We start from the raw sequence: 23,987 nt of genomic DNA, 5'->3' as shown, positions 1-23,987 counted from the left end.
CCTGATGGTGACGGGGGGTGCCGGGTTCATCGGCACGAATTTTGTGCGTTATGTGCTGGCCCACCATCCCGACACGCACATCGTGGTTTACGATCTGCTCACTTATGCGGCCAAGATCGATAACCTCCATGGCCTTATTCCCGATCGGATCGATATGGTCCATGCCGATATCTGCGACGCGGAATCTGTGGAACAGGCCATTCGCCGGTTTCATGTCGATGCCGTCGTCCATTTTGCGGCTGAGTCGCACAACGACAACTCCATCCAGGATCCAGCGCCCTTCATCAGGACCAATCTCTATGGCACCTATGTTCTGCTGGAGGCCGCCCGTCGCCACGGCCTTCGCTTCCATCAGGTGTCCACTGATGAGGTTTTCGGCGATCTCGGCTTCGATGATCCGCACCGTTTCACCGAGGCCAGCCCCTACCGGCCCTCGAGTCCGTATTCGGCCACCAAGGCAGGGGCGGACCATTTGGCGCGAGCCTGGTGGCGCACCTATGGGACCCGCGTGACCATCTCCAATTGCTCCAACAACTACGGTCCCTATCAGCACATTGAAAAATTCATTCCTCGGCAGATCACCAACATCCTGTCCGGAATCCGTCCACGAATCTATGGCCAAGGACGTGCGGTCCGGGATTGGATCCATGTGGAGGATGACTGCCGGGCCATTTGGAGCATCCTGGTTCATGGAGCGCCTGGATCAACCTACCTCATCGGCGCGGATGGCGAGTTGAGCAACATGGAGGTGCTCAGGATGATCCTGCGCCTCATGGGCCGTGGACCAGACGAATTCGATTTGGTGGCAGATCGACCTGGAGGGGATCGTAGATATGCCATCGATGCCGGAAAGATACGACGGGACCTCGGTTGGCGGCCTCTGCACCGGGACTTCGAGCAGGGTCTGGCAGAGACGATCGACTGGTATCGCCGTCACCGCAGGTGGTGGGCAAGTGATAAGCAGGCAGTCGAGGCTCGCTATCGGGAGCAGGGACACTGATATTTGTGGCTGTACCACCCTTGGATGTAAACTAGTCGGGTTCCCGTCGTGGCCAGAGGATCGTTCAGCCACGATTGGCGTGCAATACACCCTCCTGTCACGGAAGGTCCGTGACCTGTAAGTCCAAAGGAGGTGGGTGATGTCTGCGCATAAGTATGAATTGATGTTCATTGCCGATCCGGCCATGGATGAGCGCTCGCTGAAGAAGCTGACCGACCAGTATCTCGAGGTGGTCACCAAGGAAGGCGGCTCCGTCGACAACATCGATGTCTGGGGCCGTCGCAAGCTGGCCTACGAGATCGACAAGCATAAGGAAGGCAACTACGTGGTGGTCGAGTACACCTGCGAGCCCTCCGCCAGCGCTGAGCTCGATCGTGTGCTCAACCTGAACGAGTCCGTCATCCGCACCAAGATTCTTCGCAAGGATGACAAGTAAGTAAACAGCAAAAGGACGTCGGAGCGTCGGCTGACATTCGGCCCAGCAGGCCCATTCCCAAGTCCTCATTCCGAGGAAAGGTCGTGACATGGCGGGAGATACATACATCACCGTGGTGGGTAATCTCACTGCGGATCCGGAGGTGCGTACGACCTCCAATGGAGGCACGGTGGCCAACCTGACCATCGCGTCCACGCCCAGGCAGTTCAACAGGAACTCCGGGCAGTGGGAGGACGGCGACTCGCTCTTCATGCGCTGCTCGGCTTGGGATTCCACCTACAGTCCCATGGCCTCCAACATTCAGGCCAGCCTGACCAAGGGCATGAGGGTGATCGCTCAGGGTCGTCTGGTGCAGCGCTCCTATCAGGATCGTGAGGGCAACAACCGCACGGTCGTGGAGCTGCGTTTGGACGAGATTGGACCCGCACTGACACGGAACACCGCCCAGGTCACCAGGAACGCCAACACTGGTGGCGGAGGGTCCCGTGGTGGCTTCGCTGGATCCAACAACGGCGGCTACCAGGGCGGGGCTTCCTACCAGGGCGGCGCCGGCGCGGCATCGGCCCCCATGGGTCGTCAACAGCCAGCGCAGAGCCAGCAGGCCCCTGCTCAGGATCCCTGGTCATCGACCGGGTCCGGCGATTCCTTCGGATCCTTCGGGTCCACAGGTGAGTTCGGTGGTTCCGGGGACGAACCCGAATTCTGAAGTTTCATAGCGTCATCATTCATTTAAGGAGTACCAATGTCACGTAAAAGGCCGCAACCGCCGGTCAAGCCCTTCAAGAAGAAGCCGAATCCTCTGAGGGCCGCCAAGATTCATACCATCGATTACAAGGACGTGGCTCTGCTGCGCAAGTTCATCTCTGACCGCGGCAAGATCCGTTCCCGCCGCATCACCGGCGTCACCGTCCAGGAGCAGCGCGAGATCTCCAAGGCGATCAAGAACGCCCGTGAGATGGCCCTGCTGCCCTACGCCACCAACGGTCGCTGAGGGAGGTCCGGATTATGGCAAAGGAAACCAAGGTTATTCTGACCGATACCGTGACCGATCTGGGTCACAAGGGCGACGTCGTCGCAGTCAAGCCCGGCTATGCGCGCAACTTCCTGATTCCCCAGGGACTGGCTTTCGCCTGGTCCAAGGGCGCCGCCGCGCAGATCGAGTCCCTGCAGCGGGCCCGTCGCGCCAAGTCCATGGCCACCCGTGAGGATGCCGTGGCCGCCAAGACCGCCATTGATGGGCAGACCGTCGAGATCGCAGCCAAGGTGTCCGATTCGGGCAAGCTCTTCGGCGGCATCTCCAATGATGCCATCGCCCAGGCCCTTCGCCCCCTGGCCGACGTGGATCCCCGCGCCATCTCCGTGGAGACCATCAAGACCACTGGCGAGTTCCCGGCCACCGTGGCCCTGCACCCCGAGATCTCGGCCGCTTTCACGGTCAAGGTCGTCGCCGAGTAGCAATACGACCTATTCCATGAGGATTCTTTGAAATAAGGATCTGGGCTTAAGCAGGAGGCCTTCCCGCAGCGAATATATGCGCGGGAAGGCCTCCTTTGTGTCCTTGGGGATTGCTCGCTTAGAAGTTTCCGCCGTTCCAACCCCAGTCAGTAGTGGCCGTGTAGCGAATATAGGTGCGGTCCTTAGGGATGGACAGTTCAGATTCCAGCGTGTCCATGATGGTCTTGGTCAGGCTTTCCCAGGCGGACTTGGGGACGTCGCTGCCGAAGACGTTGACTTCCACATAGGCTGCGGGCTTGCTGTCATCACCACCGAAGTAGATGGGCATGTCCGACTCGAAGGGACACATGAGCCAGCCTTCGGACTTGCCAGGGACAGCGGTGATGGCCTTGCCGTAGGCGGTCTTGATCCGCTCGCGCTGTTCGGCAGTAAGGGGTGTGCTTACGTGAGTGTGGATAACGGGCATGGTGCTTCCTTTCCGGTCCATCCGGCATGACCGATCAGGATGATTCGGTACGCCCGGCGGATGGCTGACTATTCCCGTCCCATAGTAGCCTCGACTGGACGGGCTGGTTCAGCGCCAGCCGAAGGGGCGATGACTTAGGGACCAGGCACCCAAACGGTGGGCAACCGAATGCGGGTTGACCGGCTTGCCGGGGGCTGGTGCGTCCAGCAGCCACTTGCGGATCAGGAAGTTCCAGATGGCCACCACCACGGTGGCTGTGATCTTGGCGATGTTGGCGTAGAGCAGGTAGCGGGCGTGCATGGTGGTGATGGCATCCGGGGGCAGCATGGCGGTGCCCATCCATAGGATCACCTCGTTGATTCCCAGGCCGATGACCGAGGAAACCAGGAAGACCGCCATCTCCATCCACCGGGCCATGTCCTCCCGATGCTTGAAGACGTAACGCATGCTGGCCAGATAGTTGAAAACCAGGGAGATCAGGAAGGAGATGGCTCCTGCCAGGACATTGTTCAGGTGCGGCCCCATGATCAGCAGGTTCATGATGCCGATGTCGATCAGGAAGGCGATGATGCCCACGATGCCGAACTTGAGCAGCTGTCCGATTAATCTACGCACGGTAGCCCATTCAACCATTCCTCCTGCGCTGTCGGGGTACCGGGAGCCGCTTGTGCGCAAAAGCCTTACGTTACGGTCTTAGGCGGACAGCTCGGTCAGAATGGGCTCCTCGGTGCTGTTGCGGATCTGACGGAAGCCTACAAAGGCGATGGCCAGCGAAGCCAGAGCCAGAGTAGTGACCACCCCGAATCCGCCCTGGGATCCGTAGCGGTCGATGAACTGACCGGCCACAGCCGAACCGGCCGAGGACCCGATTGAATTCATGGCGCTCAGCCAAGCCATGCCTTCGGTGAAGCGGATGGGCGGCACCAGGTGGAGCATGAGCTGGTTGCCGTTGATCCAGGTGGGTGCCTGGCAGACGCCGATGATCAGGTAGATGACCATGATGGTCCACAGATTCCTGGCGAACATAAAGGTTCCGATGCCCAGGTTGACCACCAGAAGGCAGAAGTAGAAGCGCTTCCAGAGTGGAATGGTCCAGTTCTTGGCCCCGTAGAGCAGGGCGCCGACCAGGGAGCTGAAGGAGAAGCAGGCGAAGACGAACCCGGTCATCTGTTTCATCCCTTGCTCGGTGGCGAAGGCGATGATGGAAATGGACGCCGCGCTCTGGAAGGCTCCCAGGCCGAACCAGGTGGCGCAGACGGCAATCATGCCGGCACTCCAGAAGGCGCCGCTACGGCCGTTCCGGCCCTCCTGGTCCCGCAGACGTGCCACCTGCTGAGCCTGACGCTCCCGGTACTCTTTGCGGGTGATGCCCTGGGCGCGGGCCATGTCCGTCTGCGAGGGCGGCTCGGTCTCTCGGCAGGAGAGGAACATCAAGGCTCCCACCACCACGCAGATTCCGGTGAAGGAGAAGGCCAACACTCCAGAGATGACCGCAAGGATGGAAGCCAGTGGGTTGCCGATCACCCACATGGCCTCGTCGAAGACCCCTGACAGGGACAGGGCCTGGTTGGTGGCTCGGTGGTCACCGCGCAGCAGATGCGTCCACCGGCTACGGCTCATGGCTCCCCAGGGGGGAATGGCCGCCATGAAGGGGGTGACCAGGTAGAGCACCCAGGTGGGAGCGTGGGCGGTGATGGCCGTAATCAGGACCGTGGCGGCCACAATCCAGACCAGAACCGTGGGGATGGAGACCTGCCTCTGGCCGAACTTGTCGACCAACTTGCCCAGCATGGGGCTTATCAGGGCCAGGGCCACGGCCTGGATGGCGGTCAGGGCGCCGGCCAGGGAATAGCTGCCGTAGTAGTGCTGCACCGAGATGGTGATGGTCATGCCCACCATGGGGAAGGGCATGGAGGCAATGACCGACCCCACGGCGAACCGTGCCGTGTGTGGCAGCCGCAGGAGCGCCGAGTATCCTCCGAAGACCCTGTGACCGGCTTCGACCAGAGCCGCCTTCAATTGCCGTGGCATGGGCTGTTCGTCTCGCTTTCCGTGGATGTTTTCACAGTCCCGAAGCATGTTTTTCCGCCGGACCTTCCAGGGGCATGAAGGGATGTGGGGCTGCTGGGGGAACTGCTACAGTGGTAACCATATCGGCGCCCGATGGGTGCCATTCGGATACTGATAATTCTACCCTCCGCCATGGTCACTTAAGGGGCCCGTCGGGGAGTTTGGGAGGTGGGTCGTGCCTGCGACGACCATTCATTTCGTCCGTCATGGCCAGGTTGATAATCCCGATCATATTCTCTATGAGCGATTGCCTGGATTCCATCTGTCCGACAGAGGCAAGGCCATGGTCGAGGCCACGGCCCGCTTTATGGCCGAGGCTCCCGGCATGCGCGATCTGGAAGCCGTTTACTCCTCTCCGCTGGACAGAACCCGGGAGACCACGGCCATCCTGCTTGAGCGGATCAACCCCGCTCGTGTCCATCATGGCTTGAAACCATTGGAGCCTATTTACGATCGTCGTCTGATCGAGGCCGGTAACGAATTCCGCGGCAAGCGCATCGGTCACGGGCAGGGGGCCCTCTGGCGACCCTCCAACCTGCGGCTGATCCTGGACCTGCGCCGTCCCAGCTGGGGGGAGTCCTATCGGCAGATCGCCCGGCGAGTGGGGGATTTCGTCCGGCAGGTGGTTCGCAGCCATCCTGATGCGCAGGTCCTGGCCGTCTCGCATGAGTCGCCCATCTGGTCGTATCGTCATCTGTTGGAGACCGGCCACCCCGAGCACAATATGCTCCTCCGGGCCACCGCCCTGGCCTCGGTGACCTCCATTACCTTGGATTGTGAAACCGGCAAAGTGCTGGGAATCACCTACGCGGACCCGGCGGCAGGCGTGTAAAGACCGCTTGCACGGCCTAGGATGACTGAGGATACTGTCGTGGATGACTGTCCGAGAACCCTATGAAGGAGCGTGATGATCATGGTGGATGTACAGGCAAGCGCGAAGGCGATAGCCGGACGGCCCGCCGTGGCCGAGGCAGCTGAACAAGGGGCCAGGCTGGTAGACCTTTGGCCCTTGACGAATGCCGAGCATATGGCCAACGATGCCAAATATGCGGAGGACCTGCAGGTGCGCATCAGCATGGTGCTGGCGCAACTGATGACGGGCGAGGATGTGACCATCCCCGACGCTGAATACGTCTATGAGGGTGCTGAGGACATCCCTGGCCGTCCCCAGGATTTGGTGGACGCACTCATGGCGGCCAACGATGCCATCGAGGCGGCTGCACAGGCGCAGGACGACCAGTCCAAGACGCTTGCGGATTTGGCCGAAACCCTGGGAAGCGGCTGGGACCAGGCTCGGCAGCAGGATGTGGCTGCCGGCGTGGCCAAGGCCGAGCAGTCTCTGGATGGTCAGAACAAATCCCCCGAATCCTCTCGGGGCAAGGAGGGAGTGGCCCAGGCTCTGGCTACGAGTCTGGAGATTTGCAGAGATCTGCTTCAACGCGCAGGCGCCGACTCTGACCATGTTGCGGCCGCCGCGCCAATTCTGGTCTATGTCAATGAGCTCAACGAACGGCTGGGCATTCCCCAGGCCTTCCTGTCTGACGCGGATGTCATTCATGCCTTGGGATTACTGGATGATCCTGAGGCTTTCGCCGACCTGCTGGCTCCTCTGGTGGGTGCTGAATGGGACCACCATCGTCAGGAGGTGCTCTGGGACCCCGAGGAAGCCAAGCGCAAGGCCAAGGAGGATGACGAACGCAAGAGCCGCGAAGCCCTGCAGGCCAAGTTCGCCCATGTGCCCGAGGACCCCAACAAGCCTCCTGTGGAGCTTTAAGACCTTCTGCCTTTCGCCTTGCATCAGTCAAGGCGAAAGGCAGATTGGGCTCAGCGGTCGAAGCGTGCTCCTCGTGGATCGCTGGGCCTGGCCAGCAGAATGATTCCGGCGACGGTTCCGGCGAGCATGATCAATGCGCCCAAGCCGAGCAGGGAGAGCGAGGATCCTGGATGTCCGTCTGCAATAGCCACGATGGCGAAGATCACAGGGATACTGCCCACCAGTTCGCTTACGAAGGGCAGGAGTATCCAGAAGCCGGACATATTGGTGTCATGAAGGCGTCGTATGCTCACGGCCAGATTGGGTATGAAAAGTCCTATGGTGACCAGGAGGGACAGGATCCGTCCTACAAAGGTGGATCCTGAGCTGACGATCGAGATTGCAAGGTTGATGAGGAAGATCATCAGAAAAGCCCACCAGAATTCCCCACGGGAGGCCCTCCCGGAGAAGACGGAGTATTTGACGAAGAAACGCTTGCAGGCGTTTACGAAGTCAATGCCGTACCAGGGTGCGTTCAGTGGTGGCTCACCGTTGAATCCGGCATCCGCATAGGGGTAGGCCGGATACTGTGGGACTTGGGGCCCGGGCTGGTAGCCTGCCTGATATCCCGATTGGTAGCCTGCCTGCGACCAACCTTCAGGCGGTTGATAAGAGTTGTCCGATGCATAGCCAGACGGCGGGGTTGTACCGTTGGGCTGGCCGTTGGACTGGCCGGGATTCGGACCCTGACTGTAAGGCGCCTGCTGCTGTCCGTAGTACTGCTGTTCATTGGGCTGTTGACCATAGGGCTGTTGCTGGCTGTAGCCTGGCTGTTGACCCTGTGGCTGTTGACCGTATGGCTGCCCTTGGTATGGCTGTTCCCGGTGGTAATCGCCGGCAGGGCTTTGGGCTTCGCTTGTTGGATGGTAAATGTCGCTCTGGTCCGAAGCCGGCTGTGCATAGCCGGATTGCCCTGGTTGAGGCTGATTCAGGTAGGCTGTGGTTCCTGAGCCGGTTCCGTCACCGGGGTCCTTCGGGGACCAGTCGTTGGCCGAACCCTGATCAGCCGAACCCTGGTCATCGGGGATCTGGTTCCCGTTGTTCGTATCATCTGGATGGCTCATGGATATCGTCCCTCTTATCTTCTGTTGATAATCCTGAATCTGACTTTGCCGTATATCCCTATTATGGCAGGCCAATTCTTCTGCTTGCTAGTCACGGCTTGTGCAGGGTATGGGGGACCCGTCACACTTACTTGAGCCATTCTGTCAAATTCGGTAGGTGATTGCTGTTGCAGGACTCTTCACTCGTCGTCCGGATTGACCATATGATCATCGCCGGCATCGCCCAGCAGCAGCCGCTCGGTCAGGGTGATCAGGCCCAGCAGGAGTGCGGTCAGCAGGATGATGACCAGGGTGGCCGAGAAGATCAGCGGGGTTCTAAAGGAGTTGAAGGCCGACTGCAGCCATATGCCCAGGCCGTTCCTGGCGCCCAGATACTCCGAGGTGGCCGCGGTGGCGAAGACATAGGCCGCGCTGATGCGCAGACCGCCAAAGATCTGCCCGGCGGCCACTCGCAGCTTGACGTGCCAGAGTGTCCAGGTTCGGGTTGCCCCGCAGTTCAGCGCTACATCCTGGTAGAAGCCGGGCACGGATTTGAGCCCCCGGTAGGTCTGGACCACTATAGGGAAGAGGGCAAAGACGGCCACGATGACCACCTTGCCCAGGGGTTCGAATCCGAACCAAATCACGAACAGGGGGGCGATGGTGATCAGCGGGATCATCTGTGCGCCGGCGATCAGGGGGTAGAGGGCGTCGTGCAGGGTGCGCCAGCTGTAGAGGGCCAGGCCGATCACTATTCCCAGGACCGAGGCCAGGAGGAAGCCCAGAAGGCCCTCAAGGGCGGTGATGGCGGTGGCGGGCAGCAGGTCCTCCCGGGATTGCACTGTGGCATCCAGGATTCGGCTGGGCGCCGGCAGAACCTGTTCACTGACTCCGCCCAGACGGGCAGCCAGCTCCCAGATAATCAGGAGCGCCAGCAGGGTGATGGTCGGAGGCAGCGCCCGGGTTCCGCTCTGCTTCCGCACCCTCATCGACCGGCTGCTTCCCGAACGTAGCGATCGGTCCACAGGTCCTTGGCCTGAGGGGCCTTGTTGGGGTCTCCCTTCTTGGCGTCCCGGTATGTGCCCGCCTTGAACTGGAAGTCCAGATAGTCCTGGGCATCCTTGACGTTGATCAGTCCGGTGATGCTCTTTTGCTCTGGACTGTCGACCCAGTACCCCTCCTTGACGATGCTCTCCATGGAGCGCTTGGCCAGGGTCGGGTCGATGGCCGATCCCTTGGTCTCCTTGACCAGGATGTCCGCCGCCTGGTCGGGATGATTCAGGGCGTAGTCGTATCCCTTCAGGCAGGCCTTGACGAATGCCGTCAGGGCGCGACGGTGGCCGGCCTGCTGCAGCCAGGAATTCTTGACCACGAAGCCCAGCTGGTCGGGGTTGCCGGGCACTCCCCAGTCGGCCTGGGTGAAGCAGTGCAGTGCCGGGCCCTTGAGCTCGCTCTCCACGCCCTCCCAATTGGCGTAGAAGCCAGCAAAGTCGCCCTTGCCGCTGGTCAAAGTGGCGAAGGTGTTGGTGCCGCTGGTCACCCGCTTGAAGTCGCCCTTGCCGCCCGCATAGCGGATCATCTGCTTGACCACGGCCGTCTGTTCGGCCGAGCCGAAGCTGACGAAGGTCTTGCCGTCGAAGTCCTTTGGGGTCTGGATGTCGGTGCGCGAGGCCAGCGAGCACCAGCGTGCCACGGAATGCTGGCCTATGTTGAAGACCTGCCGCAGGTCGGATCCCTGGGAGTTGAAGGTGGCCAGGTTGCTCAACTTGGAGAAGCCTACGTCGGCGACCCCGTTCTGAACGGAGGTCTCGGCTCCCGCCTGGGCCGTGGGCAGGATGGTCAGCTTCAGGCCGGCCTTGTCGAAGTAGCCCAGGTGACGGGCCACGTAGATGCCCACATGATTGGTGTTGGGCGTCCAATCCAGCATGAAGGAGAGCTTGGAGCCGTCATCGGCCTTGTTCCCTGCCCCCTTGGCCCCGCAGGCTGCGCTCGTGGCTGCCATACAGAGTGCCGCTGTCAGAGCGAGCGCCCGTACGATCAGTCTGTGGCCGGGAATCCTCCTGAAGCCGCTTTTCTCCGACATGCTCATCACTGTCACCTTGCCTCTCCGGCACCCCTGGTGCCCATCCGCATCGGGGCCGTTACGGGAAGGTGAGGAGCCCGCGCGACGATCCGATACGGTCTTGACCGATGGAATTCTGCGATGTGTGCCACGGCTGCTGCCACCAGCCGCGCGAACAAGACCACTCTAGTCCAACCCAGACGGTCCTGCCTCGCCGTGATGAAAGGTTGCATCATTTGCCCTTATACTGGAAACTCACGAGAGGTCTGTGCGGGCCGACCGCTGTCGGTCTCGTCCGGAGCAAGACATCCGATTTCGGTAGGGTACGACGGAGGGTTCCCATGTCGGTGACCATCAGTGATGTGGCCAAGCAGGCGGGCATGTCCGTATCCACGGTCTCCCAGGCGCTCAACGACAAGGGGCGCATCTCCCCGCCCACCAAGGACAGGGTCCGCAGGGCGGCCATGGAGCTGGGCTACATCCCGGACAGCCGGGCCCGTTCCATGCGATCCTCGCGCTCGCATGCCGTAGGTCTGCTGGTCCCCGACATCCGCAACCCCTACTTCTCCGAGCTGGTCTACGCGGTTCAGGACCAGCTCTACTCGGCAGGCTATGCGCCCCTGATCGGCGTGTCCTCTTGCCAGGCCCGCAGGCAGGAGGACTATTACCGCATCCTTCTGTCCCGACATATGGACGGCGTTTTGGTTGTCCCTGACGGTCCGACCTCGCCCATGCTGCGCACCATGCTGGCAAGGGAATTCCCCGTGGTCTTCGTGGATCGTCCGGACCGGACCCTGCCCGGTGTCCCTCTGGTGGATTCCGACCCTGTGCCTGGCATGGAGGCGGCCCTGGATGCTCTGGCAGCCAGGGGAAGCAGACGAGTGGCCTTCGTTCCGGGCCCAGAGAGCCGCTCCTACACCTTCCGCGAGCGCGAACAGGCTTTCCTGGACGGCGTGGATGCCCGTCAGGGGTTGACGGGGTTGGTGGTCCGCCAGGGGTTCGAGGACCGTCCCAGCGCGGCCTCGACCATGCGCCACCTGCTCGGTCAGGGGGTGGATGCCGTCATCTTCGGCTACTCGGCCGATGCCATCAAGGCCGTCGCCATGGAGTGGGAGGGCGATCTGCGTTCACGCGTGCCCCTGGTCTCCTTCGACGACCTGGAGGTCTTTCAGCTGATCAGTCCTCAGGTGTCGGTCATCTCCCAACAGGTGGATCGCATGGGCCGCCAGGGCGTTGACATGCTCCTGTCCATGATTGAGCCGGGGCGGCAGGCTCCGGAGGGCATGGGCGTGGATCGCCGTCTGCGCACCCAAACCCTCTTCGTGCCAAGGGGTTTGCTGGCTTAGGTCTGTTCCTGCTTGATGCAGGGGTCGGGTCTCGACAAAATATGTGCGTGTCGGGCGGCTGTGTTGTCCCTGTAAATGATTTTCAATGGCCTTTCGGCCATTTGCCGCCCTTGTCCATACCCCGCTATTTGTGACTCAGCTCACAAAACACGGGAATAACTAAATGTAGGAAACAAATCATCCTCAGGCACTACATATGGTGGTCACGACGTGATAGAGTGAATCTTGTCATCAAGAATGACATCCATGTGATTCGCCGTTCCCGGCATGGAATTCGGGAACGCCAAAGCAAGAGCACATGAACAGTTATTAGAAGACCATATGAGGAGTGACGATGGATACTGAGGTCATGACCGATAGCGTGAAGGAGCGTGGCATTTCGGATCGCGATGCTGTCGACGGCATTCTGGTCGAGAAGCGCGACGGCCGGATCGTCGATTTTGATCCCGTCAACATCATGAACGCCATCGAAGCTGCCTTCAAGGACGTCAAGCACGAGGTCAGTCCTGAGGATCGTCAGCAGATCCGGGGCATGGCTCTGACCGTTCAGTCCGAGATCACCGATCGCTACACCAACCCGGTCAAGATCGAGGACATCCAGACCCTGGTCGAGCACGCGCTGGTCAATGCCCACCTCTACGAAATCGCTCGCTCCTATACCTCCTACCGCCTCGACCGTGACATTCAGCGGGCCAAGGCCACGGATGTCAACGAGGCCGTCCATCGTCTGACCAGCAAGGACGAGACCCTGGTGCGGGAGAACGCCAACAAGGACGCCAACGTCTATGCCACTCAGCGCGACCTGCTGGCCGGCGCGGTCTCCAAGGCCTCGGCCTTCGCCATGCTGCCCAAGGATGTCTCCAACGCCCATATGAAGGGTGACATCCACTTCCACGACGCGGACTACTCGCCTTTTACGGCCGAGACCAACTGCTCACTGCCTGATTTCGGCGACATGCTGGCCCACGGTTTCGAGCTGGGCAACGCCATGATGGACTCGCCCAAGTCCATCGGCACGGCCGCCACGCAGATAACCCAGATCATCAAGGACATCGCCGGCTCTCAGTACGGCGGCCAGACGGTCAACCGTTGCGACGAGATGCTGGACAGGTACGCGCGTCTGGACTACAAGAAGAACTATTCCATGGCCGAGGCCGTCCTGCCGGACGAAGAGCCCATCGACGTGGCCAAGGATGTCGTCCGCGGCCTCAAGGCTCGGGAGGCTGACTGGCTCCACCTGGACGATCGTGCCCCTATCGGCGAGGACGCCCCCTTCGACCTGGACGCTCCGCAGATTGTTCGGCTGCGCCAGGTCTATGCCAAGATCCTGACCCGCAAGAACATCTACGATGCCATGCAGACCATGGAGTACCAGATTAACTCCAACCGTGTCTCCAACGGCCAGACCCCCTTTGTCACCGTGGGCTTCGGGCTGGGCACCTCCTGGTTCGCCCGGGAGATCCAGCGCGCCATCTTCCTGATTCGTATCCGCGGGCTGGGCAAGGACCGCCACACCGCCATCTTCCCCAAGCTGGTCTTCACCATCAAACATGGTCTCAATGCGGACGAGGGCGATCCCAACTACGACATGAAGCAGCTGGCCCTGGAGTGCTCGACCAAGCGTATGTACCCTGACGTGGTCTTCTACGAGAACCTGATCAAGATCACCGGCTCCTTCAAGGCCCCCATGGGCTGCCGTTCCTTCCTGCAGGCCTGGACCAACCCCGAGACGGGCGAGGACGAGGAGGACGGCCGCATGAACCTGGGTGTCGTCACCGTCAACATCCCCCGCATCGCTCTTGAGTCCCGCGGCGACAAGGATCGCTTCTGGAAGATATTCGACCAGCGCATGGAGGTGGCCCACCACGCCCTGCAGTTCCGCATCATGCGCTGCAAGCAGGCCACGCCCATCAACGCTCCCACCCTCTACCAGTACGGCGCCTTCGGCAGGCTGAAGCCGACCGACAGTGTAGACACCCTCTTCCGCAACAGCCGCGCCACCGTTTCGCTGGGTTACATCGGCCTCTATGAGGCCACCAGCGTCTTCTACGGCAAGGACTGGATGAAGGACCACTCCTGGGATCCGGAGGGCAAGGAATTCGCCCTGAGCATCGTGCGTCGAATGAATCAGCTCTGCAAGCAGTGGGAGAAGGCTGAGGGATACCACTACTCGGTCTACTCCACCCCGGCCGAGTCCTTGACTGACCGCTTCGCCCGGATGGACAAGGAGAAGTTCGGCGTAGTCGACGGCGTGACCGACCACGACTTCTACACCAACAGCTTCCACTACCCGGTCTGGCTGCGGCCCACGCCCATGGAGAAGCTCAGCTACGAGCGGGACTTCCCCTACCTGGCCTCGGGCGGATTTATCAACTACTGCGAGTTCCCCTCCATGCAGCAGAACCCCAAGGCCCTGGAGGCTGTATGGGACTACGCCTACGACATCGGCATCGGTTACCTGGGCACCAACACCCCCATCGATCACTGCTTCGTCTGCGGCTACGAGGGTGACTTCGAGCCCACCGAGGAGGGCTTCAAGTGCCCCGAGTGCGGCAACGACGATCCTGATAAGTGCAACGTGACCAAGCGCACCTGCGGTTATCTGGGCAACCCCGTCCAGCGGCCTATGGTCCACGGCAGGCACGAGGAGATCGCCCACCGTGTCAAGCATATGGAGGGCGAGACCGGCCACGTGGTCCTCAAGGACGGATCCACCAAGGAGTGGTTCGACGACAAGGCCGAATAGGCTCTGATAAGACGCAGTTAATGGCGGGCCAGGTAGTTTGCGGCCCGCCATTGTCATGAGGAGGACCAGATGACGGACAAACAGGGGAGCATGAGGAAGACGGGTGGCCACCGTGACTTCGCTGCTGATGAGCAGGGGCGTGGTCCGGGGGTTCCCTCTGCGCTGACCAACAATCCCAAGGCCGGCCAGTGGGACGGTCGCCGACTCAGTCGGGGAATCGTGGCGGATTACAAGCGTCTGGTCATGACCGACGGCGAGGGGATCCGCTGCTCCCTCTACGTCAGTGGCTGCCCCTTCCGCTGCCAGGGGTGCTACAACGCTTCCATCTGGGACTTCGGCGCCGGGCATCCCTATACCCGGGAGCTTGAGGACCAGATCATCAAGGACCTGTCGCTGTCCTACGTGCAGGGCATCACCTACCTGGGCGGGGAGCCTCTGCTCAACACCCCCATGCTGCTCGGCCTTTCAGAGCGAATCCGGCGCGAGTTCGGCCACGAGAAGGATATCTGGTGCTGGACCGGCTACACCTGGGAGGAGCTGAACCGGCCGGGGGAGACCCCGGACAAGGCCCAGCTGATCTCCTACCTTGACGTGCTGGTGGATGGACGCTACTTGGAGAATCGTAAGAACAGCCTGCTCCAGTTCCGGGGCTCGGACAACCAGCGGATCATCGACGTGCCGCGTTCCCTGGAGCAGGGCCGGGTGGTCATCTGGCCCAAACTGCACGACCAGACCAGGTTTATTCCGGAGACCTACAGCAAGGACCGGCAGCAGGAGCAGCAGCGGGGCTAATACCGGCTCCAGCTCTGAATTGGTCTACGTCGCCTTGCCGGGGCACAATGGGAGCCATGACTGATGAGCATGATCACGACGCCAAACCCGACCTGCCCAAGAACCCGAGGGTCCGCTTCTGCCCTTCGCCGACCGGCACCCCGCATGTGGGCATGGTCCGAACCGCACTCTTCAACTGGGCCCAGGCCCGGCACTCGCATGGTACCTTTGTCTTCCGCATCGAGGACACCGATGCCCAGCGCGACAGCGAGGAGAGCTACCAGCAGATTCTGGAGGCCCTCAAGTGGCTGGGACTGGACTGGGATGAGGGTGTGGAAGTCGGCGGCCCGGATGGCCCCTACCGGCAGTCCGAGCGTGGCGACATATACCGCGATGTGGCCCGGCAGCTTCTGGATGCCGGCTACGCCTATGAGTCCTACTCCACCGCTGAGGAGATCAAGGAGCGCAACCTGGCCGCCGGCCGTCCTGCCGCTTTCGGCTATGACGGCTACGACCGCGACCTGAGTGACGAACAGCGTCAGGCCTTCCGTGATCAGGGCCGCCGTCCAGCCCTGCGCATCCGCATGCCCGACGAGGACATCGCCTTTGACGACCTGATTCGCGGGCATATCGAGTTCAAGGCCGGGTCCGTGCCCGACTATGTGATCGTGCGCCCCAACGGCGATCCCCTTTACACTCTGACCAACCCGGTGGATGATGCCCTGATGCGCATCAACGTGGTCCTGCGCGGTGAGGATCTGCTCAGCTCCACCCCACGGCAGATCGTCCTATACCGGTACCTGATGAAGCTGGGCATAGCCCGGGCCATGCCCCTGTTCGGGCACCTGCCCTACGTCATGGGCCAGGGCAAGAAGAAGCTGTCCAAACGTGACCCGGAGTCCAACCTTTTCCTGCACCGGGAGCACGGCTTTATTCCCGAGGGCCTGCTCAACTATCTGGCCCTGTTGGGCTGGTCCATCGGCCCGGATCGGGATGTCTTCTCCATGGATGAGATGGTTGAGCACTTCGACATCCGCGATGTCAAGGCCAATCCCGCCCACTTCGATATCGACAAGGCCGTAGCCATCAACGCCGAGCACATCCGCATGCTGGAGCCACAGGACTTCCTGAATCGCTCCCTGCCCTACCTCAAGCGTGACGGGCTGGTGAGTGCCGAGCGCTGGCAGGACCTGAGCGATAGGGAGCAGCGGATTCTGAGCGCTGCCGCCCCCCTGGTCCAGCCTCGTGTGCGTCTGTTGGGCGAGGTCTCCGGCATGGTGGGGAGTCTGCTCAGCAAGGATGATTACCTGGAACCCGAGCCGGACGCCCGCAAACAGCTCAAGGACTCGGCCGGGCAGGTCCTGGACCTGGCTATTGCCGCCCTGCAGGATGTGTCAGACCAGGACTGGAAGACCGATCACCTGCACGACCTGCTCACTCAGGCGCTGGTGGATGAGGGAGGCTATAAGCCCCGACTGGCCTTCGGGCCGGTCAGGGTGGCGGTCTCGGGAAGACGCGTCTCGCCGCCCCTGTTCGAGTCCCTGGAGATTCTGGGCAAGGGCACAACACTCCGAAGGATGGCCAACTTGCGCCAAAACCTCTAAGCGGGTATATTTCTTTTTTGTTGTGCTACTGACCTGCTGAACCGGGTTCGTACGCGGCGAAAAGTGAAGCCCCCGTCGTCTAGCGGTCTAGGACTACGCCCTCTCACGGCGCCAACACCGGTCCAAATCCGGTCGGGGGTACGACATGTGGCAACTGTCCAAGCGGTTGTCGCACAGCCAATTGGGGTATGGTGTAATTGGCAACACAGGTGATTCTGGTTCATCCATTCTTGGTTCGAGTCCAGGTACCCCAGCGGTAGGGACATGAGGTCTCAAGGAGCGGAATGCCGACACGGTGTTCCGCTCTTCTTGTTTACGCATTACCATGGATTACAGGAATGCTTCTGTCCTGCAAAGCGGCGGACGGAGGCGTCCACGAGAGTTGTTCACGGTGTGAGCAAGCAAACAAAAAGAGGAGGCCCGGCAGACTGTTATGTCAGAGTTTCCGATGATGGAATCTGATACGTTGAGCATAGAAGCTTGAGTGATGAACCCAATCATCGGCTGATCGGGCAACATCACCCGGTATATGAATCATTGTACGATTTTTTCGGTAAAGGTGTGTGATTATGACGACAATCATGGTGTTGGGAGCTGGTTACGCGGGTCTTCGCGTGGTCAAGAAGCTGGCTCATGCAAAGACTGATGCCCGTATAGTCCTGGTCAATAAGAACGAGTACCACTATGAGTCCACTCAGCTGCACCAGGTGGCGGCGGGAACCAAGGAGCCGGCGGACGTGGTCTTCGACCTGCGCAAGTCCCTGCCCGATTCGGTGGAGCTGATTGTCGACAAGGTGGTCGGCATCGATCAGGACAACCGCCGGGTCAGCCTGGAGCATCACGATCCTCTGTCCTATGATTACCTGATCAACGCCCTTGGCTTCGAGTCCGAAACCTTCGGCATCAAGGGTGCCGATGAGTATGGATGGCCGCTCGTCGACGTGGACACCGCCTTGGCGGCACGTAAGAAGCTGGAAGAGACGCTGGCCCGCTACCAGACCAGCCATGATCCCTTGGATCTGAGCATCGTTGTCTGCGGCGCTGGCTTCACCAGCATCGAGTACCTGGGCGAACTGGTCTACCGTCTGCCTCAGCTCTCGAAGCGCCTGGGCTTTCCCATGGATCAGGTCAAGGTGGATTGCATTGAGGCCTCGCCCAAGATCCTGCCCATGTTCAGCAAGGACCTGGTCGACTGGGCTGTGGATTACCTGCGCAAGCGCGGAGTCAACTTCCACACCTCCACCCCCATTACCGAGGTCAGGCAGGATGCCGTGGTCTCCGATGATCAGGAGTTCAAGGCCCATACGATCATTTGGACAACGGGTGTGCGTGGTAGCCACGTTATTGCCGATTCCGGGTATAATCAGAAGCGTAACCGTGTAGTGGTCAGGGATGACCTGTCGGTCGAGCAGCATCCAGAGGAGTTCCTGGTGGGTGATGTCAGTGCCGTTCCCGACCCCCAATCGGGTCGGCTCTACCCGACCACTGCGCAGATTTCGATGGCCCAGGCTGATACCGCGGCCGCGAATGTCCTCGCCAGAATGCGGGGGCAGGAGCCCCAGCGGTTCACCTTCCGAAGCCTAGGGACCGTGTGCTCTCTCGGTCCTCATGCCGGGGTTGCCGAAATCGACCGTATGGGCACGCTGAAGCTCAAGGGCAAGGCGGTCTCGGTCCTGAAGTGGATCGTAAACGAGCGGTCGGTCCTGGAATTGGCCGACGTGCGTACCATGTTGGAGAGCAACTGAACCAGCGTCTCAAGGGACGCAAGGGGCTAGACGACGAGGGAGAGGAGGACGAACATGATTCAGGCCATGAGGATGCGGCACATGTTCGTCCCCTTTCAACCTCGGATCGGATCGTTCTGGGCGACGGTGGCCATCGGCCCTGCGTTCATCGACATCATTGACTACCTCCTGCTCCTCCTCATTCCGGCGGAAACCATGGCTGACTGCGGCCTCCGCCGGGATGGTGGAGGCCCCCGTGCCCGTTCGCGGATCGGCAGGAGCGAGAGGAGAGTGGCATTAGCATGAGTTTTCTACAAGGTTTGTGGTTCTTTGTCATCGGCCTGCTTTTCGCGGGCTTCCTTCTGCTTGAAGGCTTCGACTTCGGCGTTGGCATGGCTACCAGGTTCGTGGCCCGCGACGGTGATGAGCGCGCCACTTTCATGAGGGCCATCGGCCCCCACTGGGATGGCAACGAGGTCTGGCTGATCACTGCCGGCGGCGCTATGTTCGCCGCTTTCCCGCTCTGGTACGCCTCCCTCTTCTCGGGGTATTACCTCCTGCTCTTCCTGGTACTGGTTTCCCTGATTCTGCGTGGCGTCTCATTCGAGTTCGCCTCCCACGCGCTGACCAGCCGTGAGCGCGGTGTCTGGCAGTGGGCCAACTTCATCGGTTCCCTCTTTGCGCCATTCTTCCTGGGCATGATGCTGACCAGCCTGATCCAAGGCATCCCCATGGATAAGAACGGCGATGCCTGGCCCGGGTTCTTCGACGTGTTCAACTGGCTGTCCGTGGTCGGCGGCATTGCTGTCGTCTTCTTCAGCTTCGTTCATGGCCTGCACTTCCTGAGCCTGAAGATGGGTGTCATGGATTCCCGTCGGATGCTCAATGTCAGCGAGAAGGCCTACTGGATCGCCTATCCGGCCCTGATCGTCTTCGTGCTCCTGGCCATCTTCAACACCGACTTCTACAAGGCACGTCCACTGTCCACCTGGCTGATCACCGTCATCATCCTGGCGTCGGTTATCGGAGGCCACGTTGCCGTCTTCAAGAAGCGCGGCGGCTACGCCTTCACCTGCTCGGGCATCACCCTGATGGCTATCATCGCCTTTATCTTCAACGGGCTCTTCCCGCGGGTGATGATCGCTGATGATCCGGCACACAACCTGCTGATTCAGGATGCCTCGGCATCACCGCTGACCATGAAGATCATGACCGTGGTGCTTTGCATCTTCCTGCCCATCATGCTGGCCTACTTCATCTGGAGCTACTTCATCCAGCGCAAGCGGCTGGACACCGATGGTGCCCACCTGACCTCGCCTGTGGCCCCTTCGGTCACCGTGGCTGAGACCGTCTGAAAATCAAAGGAGGCAGGGGGGCAGTGCTGACAGGACCGGAGCGCATCCGGAGGATAATGCATTGATTGACAAAAATCTCTTCCGTTTCGACGGAGTCCGGTCCACCTTGGGCCTGCTGGCTGCACTGTCCCTGGTCCAGGGAATAGGCGTGGTGGTTCAGGCCTATGGGTTGACCCTGGCCCTGGTGCGCATCTGGCGCCTTAAGCACCTCGGGGTGCTGGTGGTGCCGGTGCTGATCTTTCTGGCCGCCTACACCTGCCGGCAGCTCTGCGACGTGGCCAAGGATCGTATTGCCACCGATCGTGCCGATGCCATCGTGGCTGAGCTGCGGCCCAGTATTCAGGACAAGGTCTTCTCATTGGGGCCCTCGGCTCTGGCTCGGCGTGGCACGGGCTCTGCCGTCACCATGTTGGTGGATGGACTTGATCAGGTACGCACCTACGTGCTGACGGTCCTGCCAAAGATGATGGACCTCATCTTCATTCCCCTGATTGTCCTGGTGGTGGTCTGGACCCAGGATGCAGGTTCCGGGCTCATCCTCCTGCTCATGTTGCCCCTGCTCATCTTCTTCATGGTCATTCTGGGTCTGGCGGCCAGGGATCGCTCCAGTCGGCAGTACGCTCAGTTCCGTAAGCTCAACACCAGGTTCATGGATACGGTCCTGGGCCTTCCGACCCTAAAGATGCTGGGCATTGACAAGGAATACGAGGACGAGATCTATTCGGTCTCGGACCGCTTCCGCAAGAGGACCATGAGCGTTATCAGGGTGGCCATGACCTCCACCTTTGCTTTGGACTTCTTCGCCACCTTGGCCATCGCCATCATGGCCGTCTTTTTGGGGAACAACCTGATCAATGCCAAGGTGGAGCTCTTTCCAGCCCTCTTGGCCCTGATTCTTGCTCCTGAGTACTTCATGCCCATCCGCCAGTTCGGCGATGATTTCCACGCCACGCTGAACGGCAAGAACGCCCTCGATGACATCGCGGACATGCTGGCCCAGCCAGAGCCCAAGCGCTTGGAGGAACTGGACTGGTCCGGGTGGAAGGAAGACAGTCACCTGCGCCTGGAAGGAATCGACTTCGTCTATCCTGGCCCCAAGCCGGTGGAGAGCAATGCTTCAGCCGGGGCGCAGATGGATGCCATGGCCAAGTCCGAGAGCCAAAAGACCAGCAAGAAGAGCCGCAAGTCCAAGGCATCCGAGGCTCATGACGGCAATGAGAAATCGGTTTCGGCTGAGTCCGGTTCCAATACGTCGCAAGGGACTGTAGTTGGTGCTGCTGTAGATTCACAGATCAGTGGGTCCGACGGTACTACGGAGGAACAGCCTCTGGCTCTGAGTGGTCTGGACTTCAACCTGCACGGTTTTTCCAAGGTGGCCATTGTCGGTCGCTCGGGAGCCGGCAAGTCCACGCTGATGGATCTACTGGCCGGTTTTGACCAGCCCAGGGCAGGCACCATCGACCTGGATGGTCATAGGCTGGAGCACTGCAATGTGGCTGCCTGGCAGCGGCACATCAGCTACATTCCCCAGAACCCCTTCATCTTCCATGGCACCGTATCCGACAACATCCGTTTTTATAACCAAGATGCAGACGATGCCCAAGTGGCCCGTGCAGCCGATCGGGCTGGACTGACCGACTGGCTGACAACATTGCCCGAAGGTCTGGGCACCCAAATCGGAGAGGGCAACCGCGGCATCAGCGGCGGTCAGGCCCAACGAATCGCCCTGGCCAGAGGCATCCTTGACCCTTCGCGCGAGATTCTGTTCTTTGACGAGCCCACCGCTCACCTGGACATCGAGACCGAATATGACCTGAAACAGACCCTGCTGCCCATCATGAATGGACATCTGGTCGTCCTGGCCACCCACCGGCTGCACTGGCTGGCCAATATGGACTGGGTGATCATGTTGGAACATGGACGAATTGTGGCCCAGGGCGATCCGCATGAGCTGATTGGACAGGGCGGTCCCTTGGATGCGCTGATCGATGAGATGGGAGGGAACCAGATTGCCGACTACCAGTAGGACTGAAACCGCCGAAAGAGACGGCATGGGATCGTCCAAAGCCTCCCGCCGCGGCCGCGGACTGTCGGGCTATATGCATATCTGGCACCGCGACCATTGGTTCTGGCCCTATCTGCGTCAGGACAAGGGTCTGCTTGCCCTTATCTTCTTCCTGGGGACCATCACCTTCGTATGCGCGGCCGGGCTGATGTTCACCTCGGGCTTCCTGATCAGTAGGTCGGCCCGCCACCCCTTCAACATCTTCGCCGTTTATGTGCCGGTGGTCCTGACCAGGGCTTTCGGTATTGGACGGCCCACATTCAAGTACCTGGAGCGCATCAAGAGCCATGACTGGGTGCTCCGAGTGGTTTCCAAGTTACGTGTTCAGCTCTACCGCACCCTCTCGCAGGACGCGGCCTTCCTGAACGAGCATGAGCGTACAGGCACGGTCCTGGGCATGCTCTCGGACGACCTGGACCATTTGGAGAACTTCTACCTGCGCACCATCTTCCCCACGGTCGTGGCCTACATGATGTGGGTGGTGGTCACCATCGCCGTGGGTGTCTTCTCCTGGCTGACCTCGCTCCTGCTCTTCCTGCTTTTCGCCCTGATCCTGATTCTGGTCCCGCTGGTCTCGCTGGCTTATTCAGACGGGCGTTACGACATGGAGAAGGCACGGCGGCAGGACCAGTACACCGCAGTGACCGAGAGCTACATGGGTCTGGGGGATTGGGTGATCACCCGCCGTCGGCGGCGTTTCGTCGACACGGCGTCCGGTGATTTCAACGACATTGCCTCCGGCCGTAGAGAGCAGAAGCGCTTCGAACGCTGGCGCAACTGCGGCATCCAGATGATTTTCGCCCTCATGGTGGTGGCTCTGATTGTTGGGGCGGATCTGCGTATGACCAGTTCCACCTCCATTGCTGACTTTGCGGCAGCCGTGGTCCTGGCGGTTTTCCCCCTGGTCGATTGCTTCATCGTGGTTTCCCAGGCTGTGGCTGAGGTCCCCCTTTACACGGACTCGCTGGACCATCTGAACGGTCTGACCGAGCGCGTCGAGTCCCGGCGAATCGAGCCGAGTGCACAGACCAGGCTGGAGGGGCCGATCAAGTCAATCGTCTTCGACCATGTCAGCTTCTCCTACGGCCCCGATGACCCCCTGCTGCTGGACGACTTCAGCCTGCGAATCGAAGGCGGGCAGCGGGTGGCCCTGCTCGGTCCCAGCGGCGAGGGCAAGACGACGGTCCTTCAGCTGCTCCTGGGCGACCTGCGTCCTACCAGTGGCCGCATCCTGATCAATGGAATACCGGTCGATGCCTTACAGGATCAGCGTCCTCAACTCTTTGGCTATCTGAATCAGCAGGCCTTCCTCTTCAACACCACCATCGCCTCCAACGTGCGACTGGGCGCTCCCCAGGCCGATGACGATCAGGTTCGCCAGGCCTTGAAGGCTGTACAGCTGGATCAGGTCGTGGATAACATGCCACAGGGAATCGACACGCCGGTGGATGAGGCCGGCGGCCGTCTCTCAGGCGGACAGCGTCAGCGTCTGGCCCTGGCCAGGATCGTGCTCAAGCGCACTCCGATCATCCTTCTGGACGAACCCACCATCGGTCTGGATCCCATAACCGAGCGGCGGCTCATGGCCATGATCTTCAAGGTCAGCCAGGATCGCACCCTTCTTTGGGTGACCCACCACCTGCAGGGGCTGGAGGAGGCCGATCAGGTCATTTTCATGCAGAATGGTCATATAGCCATGCAGGGTCGGCCTGTTGACCTGTACCATGAAAACGCACGTTTCCGTGAACTTTATCGCATGGATGTTTCTGACGTGGACAAGGGTGCCGGTCAAGGGATATACTTAAAGAAGCAGTCAGATTCAGATGGACGGAACCCTGTTGAATGACCATCAGGCTGTTTCCCGAGCAATGAATTTTGCACGGTTGTCGGGTCGCCGATCCTGGCGGATGGCTTCCCGGCCGGTCACCGTGCACCGTCGGTTCATGGACTGGACGGTAAGGAAACCGGAGCCCGTGGAAGCGACCGGGTCGCGAAGTCGGGGAGAGCTGAAAGGTTCTTGTGGGCACAAGC

Annotated in this window: 22 protein-coding genes and 2 tRNA genes; 18 read left to right on the top strand and 6 right to left on the bottom strand. The window is 60.6% G+C overall.

Features of this window, described 5'->3' with window-relative positions; all coding sequences use genetic code 11:
• Positions 1–4 precede the first annotated feature (4 nt).
• The 5 genes from rfbB to rplI all read left to right on the top strand — a co-directional run bounded on the left by rfbB (position 5) and on the right by rplI (position 2,891).
• Positions 5–1,000 carry a dTDP-glucose 4,6-dehydratase gene (rfbB, locus tag H3U89_RS02325; protein WP_198179452.1) on the top strand — a complete coding sequence of 332 codons (996 nt, stop codon included), beginning with the start codon at positions 5–7 and terminating at the stop codon, positions 998–1,000.
• Positions 1,001–1,139: 139 nt separating this feature from the next.
• The gene (gene rpsF / locus H3U89_RS02320) at positions 1,140–1,436 is read left to right on the top strand and encodes a 30S ribosomal protein S6 (RefSeq protein WP_015021308.1); all 297 of its coding nucleotides are present in this window, start codon (positions 1,140–1,142) and stop codon (positions 1,434–1,436) included.
• Between the two features lie 88 nt (positions 1,437–1,524).
• Entirely contained in the window at positions 1,525–2,142 is a 618-nt protein-coding gene (locus H3U89_RS02315) for a single-stranded DNA-binding protein (protein WP_029677658.1), read from the top strand.
• Positions 2,143–2,178: 36 nt separating this feature from the next.
• Positions 2,179–2,427 carry a 30S ribosomal protein S18 gene (rpsR, locus tag H3U89_RS02310; RefSeq protein WP_015021310.1) on the top strand — a complete coding sequence of 83 codons (249 nt, stop codon included), beginning with the start codon at positions 2,179–2,181 and terminating at the stop codon, positions 2,425–2,427.
• A gap of 14 nt (positions 2,428–2,441) precedes the next feature.
• On the top strand, positions 2,442–2,891 hold the full coding sequence (rplI, locus tag H3U89_RS02305; RefSeq protein WP_045934996.1) for a 50S ribosomal protein L9: 450 nt from the start codon (positions 2,442–2,444) through the stop codon (positions 2,889–2,891).
• A gap of 118 nt (positions 2,892–3,009) precedes the next feature.
• Here rplI and H3U89_RS02300 read toward each other — a convergent pair whose 3' ends face one another.
• The 3 genes from H3U89_RS02300 to H3U89_RS02290 all read right to left on the bottom strand — a co-directional run bounded on the left by H3U89_RS02300 (position 3,010) and on the right by H3U89_RS02290 (position 5,388).
• On the bottom strand, positions 3,010–3,357 hold the full coding sequence (locus H3U89_RS02300; protein WP_045934997.1) for a phenylpyruvate tautomerase MIF-related protein: 348 nt from the start codon (positions 3,355–3,357) through the stop codon (positions 3,010–3,012).
• 108 nt (positions 3,358–3,465) lie between these two features.
• Positions 3,466–3,972 (bottom strand): GtrA family protein, encoded by a 507-nt coding sequence (locus H3U89_RS02295; RefSeq protein WP_198179455.1) that lies wholly within the window; start codon positions 3,970–3,972, stop codon positions 3,466–3,468.
• 78 nt (positions 3,973–4,050) lie between these two features.
• Positions 4,051–5,388 carry an MFS transporter gene (locus H3U89_RS02290; RefSeq protein ID WP_198178649.1) on the bottom strand — a complete coding sequence of 446 codons (1,338 nt, stop codon included), beginning with the start codon at positions 5,386–5,388 and terminating at the stop codon, positions 4,051–4,053.
• Between the two features lie 214 nt (positions 5,389–5,602).
• On the opposite strand from H3U89_RS02290, the gene H3U89_RS02285 reads away from it, so the two are divergent.
• The gene (locus H3U89_RS02285) at positions 5,603–6,259 is read left to right on the top strand and encodes a histidine phosphatase family protein (protein WP_198178651.1); all 657 of its coding nucleotides are present in this window, start codon (positions 5,603–5,605) and stop codon (positions 6,257–6,259) included.
• Positions 6,260–6,340: 81 nt separating this feature from the next.
• Complete coding sequence (locus H3U89_RS02280; protein WP_198178653.1) at positions 6,341–7,201, top strand: hypothetical protein; 861 nt, start codon at positions 6,341–6,343, stop codon at positions 7,199–7,201.
• A gap of 50 nt (positions 7,202–7,251) precedes the next feature.
• Here the strand turns inward: H3U89_RS02280 and H3U89_RS02275 are convergent, their stop codons facing one another.
• From H3U89_RS02275 to H3U89_RS02265, 3 genes are all read right to left on the bottom strand, one after another.
• Complete coding sequence (locus tag H3U89_RS02275) at positions 7,252–8,304, bottom strand: DUF805 domain-containing protein (protein ID WP_198178655.1); 1,053 nt, start codon at positions 8,302–8,304, stop codon at positions 7,252–7,254.
• A gap of 179 nt (positions 8,305–8,483) precedes the next feature.
• Positions 8,484–9,272: an ABC transporter permease gene (locus H3U89_RS02270; protein WP_198178657.1), complete on the bottom strand. Its 789-nt coding sequence runs from the start codon at positions 9,270–9,272 to the stop codon at positions 8,484–8,486.
• Positions 9,269–10,366 (bottom strand): ABC transporter substrate-binding protein, encoded by a 1,098-nt coding sequence (locus H3U89_RS02265; RefSeq protein ID WP_198178659.1) that lies wholly within the window; start codon positions 10,364–10,366, stop codon positions 9,269–9,271. Before H3U89_RS02265 ends, H3U89_RS02270 begins: the two co-directional genes overlap by 4 nt.
• Positions 10,367–10,686: 320 nt before the next feature.
• Between H3U89_RS02265 and H3U89_RS02260 the strand changes: the two genes are divergently transcribed.
• From H3U89_RS02260 to cydC, 11 genes are all read left to right on the top strand, one after another.
• Positions 10,687–11,691: a LacI family DNA-binding transcriptional regulator gene (locus tag H3U89_RS02260; protein ID WP_198178661.1), complete on the top strand. Its 1,005-nt coding sequence runs from the start codon at positions 10,687–10,689 to the stop codon at positions 11,689–11,691.
• A gap of 349 nt (positions 11,692–12,040) precedes the next feature.
• On the top strand, positions 12,041–14,437 hold the full coding sequence (gene nrdD, locus H3U89_RS02255; RefSeq protein ID WP_154313218.1) for an anaerobic ribonucleoside-triphosphate reductase: 2,397 nt from the start codon (positions 12,041–12,043) through the stop codon (positions 14,435–14,437).
• Between the two features lie 69 nt (positions 14,438–14,506).
• A complete protein-coding gene (gene nrdG / locus H3U89_RS02250) occupies positions 14,507–15,229 on the top strand; it encodes an anaerobic ribonucleoside-triphosphate reductase activating protein (protein ID WP_154313217.1) in 723 nt (240 codons plus the stop codon).
• Positions 15,230–15,285: 56 nt separating this feature from the next.
• Entirely contained in the window at positions 15,286–16,812 is a 1,527-nt protein-coding gene (gene gltX, locus H3U89_RS02245) for a glutamate--tRNA ligase (protein WP_198178663.1), read from the top strand.
• A 68-nt stretch (positions 16,813–16,880) separates the two neighbouring features.
• Positions 16,881–16,953: transfer RNA gene (locus H3U89_RS02240), tRNA-Glu, on the top strand.
• Positions 16,954–16,994: 41 nt separating this feature from the next.
• A tRNA-Gln gene (locus H3U89_RS02235) sits at positions 16,995–17,066 on the top strand.
• A 315-nt stretch (positions 17,067–17,381) separates the two neighbouring features.
• The gene (locus tag H3U89_RS02230) at positions 17,382–18,557 is read left to right on the top strand and encodes an NAD(P)/FAD-dependent oxidoreductase (protein ID WP_198178665.1); all 1,176 of its coding nucleotides are present in this window, start codon (positions 17,382–17,384) and stop codon (positions 18,555–18,557) included.
• 54 nt (positions 18,558–18,611) lie between these two features.
• The gene (locus H3U89_RS02225; RefSeq protein WP_198178667.1) at positions 18,612–18,842 is read left to right on the top strand and encodes a hypothetical protein; all 231 of its coding nucleotides are present in this window, start codon (positions 18,612–18,614) and stop codon (positions 18,840–18,842) included.
• Positions 18,839–19,891 carry a cytochrome d ubiquinol oxidase subunit II gene (gene cydB / locus H3U89_RS02220; protein WP_198176868.1) on the top strand — a complete coding sequence of 351 codons (1,053 nt, stop codon included), beginning with the start codon at positions 18,839–18,841 and terminating at the stop codon, positions 19,889–19,891. Before H3U89_RS02225 ends, cydB begins: the two co-directional genes overlap by 4 nt.
• Positions 19,892–19,952: 61 nt before the next feature.
• Positions 19,953–21,917 carry an ABC transporter ATP-binding protein/permease gene (locus H3U89_RS02215; RefSeq protein WP_232345441.1) on the top strand — a complete coding sequence of 655 codons (1,965 nt, stop codon included), beginning with the start codon at positions 19,953–19,955 and terminating at the stop codon, positions 21,915–21,917.
• A 25-nt stretch (positions 21,918–21,942) separates the two neighbouring features.
• Positions 21,943–23,802, top strand: a complete 1,860-nt coding sequence (cydC, locus tag H3U89_RS02210; RefSeq protein ID WP_198178669.1) for a thiol reductant ABC exporter subunit CydC — start codon at positions 21,943–21,945, stop codon at positions 23,800–23,802.
• The last annotated feature ends 185 nt before the right edge of the window (positions 23,803–23,987 follow it).

It is taken from the genome of Bifidobacterium sp. W8104 (assembly GCF_016100735.1).
GTDB lineage: Bacteria > Actinomycetota > Actinomycetes > Actinomycetales > Bifidobacteriaceae > Bombiscardovia > Bombiscardovia choladohabitans.
This window is presented reverse-complemented; position numbering and strand designations above follow the sequence as displayed.